Genomic DNA, 2,994 nt, shown 5'->3' with positions numbered 1-2,994 from the left:
CCCGGCACCGATCCGCCGGTGCCGCTGCCGCCCGACGTGCCGCGCCCGGACATCCCGCCGCGCGAGCCCGGCTACGACACGCCGATCGTCAAGTAATGCGCGGCGCCGCTCGCATTCATCGATTCATTACGCCAAGCGAAGGAGAACATCCATGAACCAGACCCGCCCCCTTTCGACGCTGCTCGCCGTCAGCGCGGCTTTCCTGCTGAGTGCCGCGCCGCTCACGAACGCGGTTGCGCAGGACGCATCGACCGACAACGGCATGAAGGCCGAATCGAACCAGCCCGTCTCCGACACGTGGATCACGACCAAGGTGAAGGGCCGGCTGGCCACGGTCGACGGCCTGAAGAGCGTCGACATCAGCGTGACGACGGTCGACGGCGTCGTCACGCTCACCGGCGTGCTGCCGACGAAGATCGCCGTGAAGAAGGCGATCGCCGTATCGCGCGCGGTCAAGGGCGTGAAGCACGTCGACGCATCCGGCCTGAAGGCGAAGGCCTGACGTTCCGGCGCGGCACGCCGCCGCGCCTTTTATCCCCTGCATGACAAGGAGCACACGATGAACGAGGACAAGATCAAGGGCCAGTGGAAGCAACTCTCCGGCAAGCTGAAGGCCAAGTGGGGCAAGCTGACCGACGACGACCTGGCCGTCGCGGAAGGCAATCGCGAGTATCTGGCCGGCAAGATCCAGGAGCGTTACGGGATCGCCCGCGACGCGGCCGAGAAGCAGTTGAAGGAATTCGACCGCGAGCTGTGACGCGATGGCGCATTGATGCAACCGCCGCGGCGCCCACGGCGTCGCGGCCACCAGGACAACGACATGGGCAAATACCTGATCGCCTGGCTGCTCGGCGTGCCGGTCGGGCTGCTGGTGCTGTTTTATCTGATCACGCACGTCTTCTGACCGGGCCTGCTCGATCAAGCCGAACAATACAACGCGTTTTTCAGGGAGATAAACCATGAAATTTCTTTCGATATCGGTCGCCTGCATCGCCTTGATGACCGCTTCGATCCCGGGATTTGCCGCGGGTTGCCTGAAGGGCGCAGCGGTGGGCGGGGTCGCCGGCCATGTCGCAGGGCACCATGGGGCAGTGGGCGCCGCCGCGGGTTGCGCAATCGGCCATCACCAAGCGGCAAAGAAAGCCAAGGCGGCCAGCGCCGCAACTGCCGCCTCGCAATGATCGAGTCACGACGGGGCCGGTCGACGTTCTCCGGAACCGCCGACGTTGCACAACGTGCCGGCTGCCGCAGGTAAAGGCGTGGCCACCGGATTTGCAACTATTTCGCCAATCCAAAGGGAATATCGTTCATGGACATGCATGGCTTGATCGTATGGCTGGTCATCGGCGCCATCGCCGGCTGGCTGGCGGGCGTACTCGTCAAGGGCAGCGGTTTCGGCCTGCTCATCGACATCGTCGTCGGCATCGTGGGCGCGGTGATCGGCGGTTGGCTCGCCGGGTTGCTCGGCATCGGCTTCAGCGGAATACTCGGTTCGATCGTCATCGCCCTCATCGGCGCCGTGATCCTCTTGCTCGTGATCCGCCTGTTCCGTCGCGCAACGTGACGGGTCATCCCGCGCGCCGGATGCGGGGCTGACGCCGGCATCCGGGCGGCGAATTCGTTCGTATCTGGCTCATCGGGCACGAAGCAGGCCGCCGCCCCGCGCGGCGTCCTGCGCGTGTCAGCCGCCGATGACCCATTCAGATGCGTCCGATGCTATATTCCGCTCGACATTCACGCCGAGGCGATCCGCGCCCCTTCCTCCGCATGAACGACACGCCAGATAGTGCCGAGCGCTTCGGTCCATCAGAGTCTTCACGCGAGGGCGACGCCGATGCCGCGCGTCGCGCGCACCTGAATCAGGTCATGCTGCGGGTCGCACGCGGCGACCAGGCGGCCTTCGCCGAGTTGTACCGGCTGACGTCGTCGCGCGTGTTCGGCATCGTCATCCGCATGCTCCACGACCAGGGCGAGGCCGAGGATCTGCTGCAGGAGGTCTACACCACCGCGTGGCGCCGTGCCGACACGTTCGACCCTGCGCGCGGCGGCGCCATGACCTGGCTGATCACGCTGGCGCGCAACCGGGCGATCGACCGGATGCGGCAGCATCGCGAGGCGCCGCTCGACGAGGAGCAGGTGCTCGACCTGCCCGACGACGACCCGACACCCGCCGCGCTGGCGGAAGCCAGCCAGGAGCGGCAGCGCCTGGAGCGCTGCCTGGAACGGCTCGAACCGCCCCAGCGCCGCGCCGTGCGCGAGGCCTTCTTCAGCGGTGCGACCTACGCCGAGTTGGCGGCGCGACTGCGCGTGCCGCTCGGAACCCTGAAAAGCTGGATCCGGCGCAGCCTGATGCAGTTGAAAGTGTGTCTGGAACAATGAATACGCCCGCCGATCACGATGCCGAACTGCGCTGCGCCGAATATGCACTCGGCGTGCTCGATGCCGATGCGCGCGGCGAACTGGAGCAGGCCGTCGCCCGCGACCCGGCGTTGCAGGCCACGCTCGATCGTTGGCAGCACCACGTCGCGCCGCTCGGCGACGATGTTGCGCCCGTCGAGCCGCCCGGCCGGATCTGGACGCGGATCCAGCGCGATCTCGGCTTCTTCTCCGCACCGTCCGCGCCCGGCACGGCGCCGTCCGGCGGCTGGTGGAACAACCTGAAGCTGTGGCGCTGGGTCGGCATGGGCGCGAGCGCCGCCGCGCTGGGGCTGCTCGCCGTCAATCTGTTCTGGTTGCGCGAAGCGCCGCCCGAGCGCGCCGCCGTCGTGGAGAACCCCTACATGGTCGCCACGCTGGCCCGGTCCGACGGCGTCGCGCACTGGACCGCCACGGTCGACCTGCGGCGCGCCCGGATGGTCGTGGTACCGGCCGACAAGCCGACGATCGCCGCGAACCGCTCGACCGAGCTCTGGTTGATTCCACCCCACGCGAAACCGGTTTCGCTCGGCGTCTTCCCGCCCGACGCGCCCGCGTCGATTACGCTGCCGCCCGCGA

General features: G+C 67.6%; 7 protein-coding genes. All 7 read left to right on the top strand.

From position 1 onward, the window contains the following. Window positions 1-151: 151 nt before the first annotated feature. Window positions 152-502, top strand: coding sequence for a BON domain-containing protein (locus G3N93_RS37095; protein WP_174981588.1), 351 nt, complete (start codon window positions 152-154; stop codon window positions 500-502). A 57-nt stretch (window positions 503-559) separates the two neighbouring features. Then, the gene (locus tag G3N93_RS37090) at window positions 560-757 is read left to right on the top strand and encodes a CsbD family protein (protein WP_011356274.1); all 198 of its coding nucleotides are present in this window, start codon (window positions 560-562) and stop codon (window positions 755-757) included. Window positions 758-772: 15 nt separating this feature from the next. Next, window positions 773-904 carry a hypothetical protein gene (locus tag G3N93_RS42140; protein WP_277396316.1) on the top strand — a complete coding sequence of 44 codons (132 nt, stop codon included), beginning with the start codon at window positions 773-775 and terminating at the stop codon, window positions 902-904. Between the two features lie 55 nt (window positions 905-959). Beyond that, complete coding sequence (locus G3N93_RS37085) at window positions 960-1,181, top strand: hypothetical protein (protein ID WP_174938131.1); 222 nt, start codon at window positions 960-962, stop codon at window positions 1,179-1,181. A 128-nt stretch (window positions 1,182-1,309) separates the two neighbouring features. Next, entirely contained in the window at window positions 1,310-1,564 is a 255-nt protein-coding gene (locus G3N93_RS37080) for a GlsB/YeaQ/YmgE family stress response membrane protein (protein WP_174953573.1), read from the top strand. A 203-nt stretch (window positions 1,565-1,767) separates the two neighbouring features. Beyond that, window positions 1,768-2,379 (top strand): sigma-70 family RNA polymerase sigma factor, encoded by a 612-nt coding sequence (locus tag G3N93_RS37075; protein WP_174940072.1) that lies wholly within the window; start codon window positions 1,768-1,770, stop codon window positions 2,377-2,379. After that, window positions 2,376-2,994: anti-sigma factor domain-containing protein (locus G3N93_RS37070; protein WP_206135247.1), on the top strand; the 619-nt coding region annotated here is incomplete at its 3' end. The genes G3N93_RS37075 and G3N93_RS37070, both read left to right, overlap by 4 nt.

Source organism: Burkholderia sp. Se-20378 (assembly GCF_017104665.1).
Lineage (GTDB): Bacteria > Pseudomonadota > Gammaproteobacteria > Burkholderiales > Burkholderiaceae > Burkholderia > Burkholderia lata.
The sequence above is the reverse complement of the archived record's forward strand: the minus strand, read 5'-3'. Positions and strand labels throughout refer to the sequence as shown.

Bases quoted from the DNA above. Each gene is read 5' to 3' on its own strand.
- G3N93_RS37090 (WP_011356274.1), top strand. From the start codon at position 560: ATGAACGAGGACAAGATCAAGGGCCAGTGGAAGCAACTCTCCGGCAAG.
- G3N93_RS37095 (WP_174981588.1), top strand. From the start codon at position 152: ATGAACCAGACCCGCCCCCTTTCGACGCTGCTCGCCGTCAGCGCGGCT.
- G3N93_RS37085 (WP_174938131.1), top strand. From the start codon at position 960: ATGAAATTTCTTTCGATATCGGTCGCCTGCATCGCCTTGATGACCGCT.
- G3N93_RS37080 (WP_174953573.1), top strand. From the start codon at position 1,310: ATGGACATGCATGGCTTGATCGTATGGCTGGTCATCGGCGCCATCGCC.
- G3N93_RS42140 (WP_277396316.1), top strand. From the start codon at position 773: ATGCAACCGCCGCGGCGCCCACGGCGTCGCGGCCACCAGGACAACGAC.
- G3N93_RS37075 (WP_174940072.1), top strand. From the start codon at position 1,768: ATGAACGACACGCCAGATAGTGCCGAGCGCTTCGGTCCATCAGAGTCT.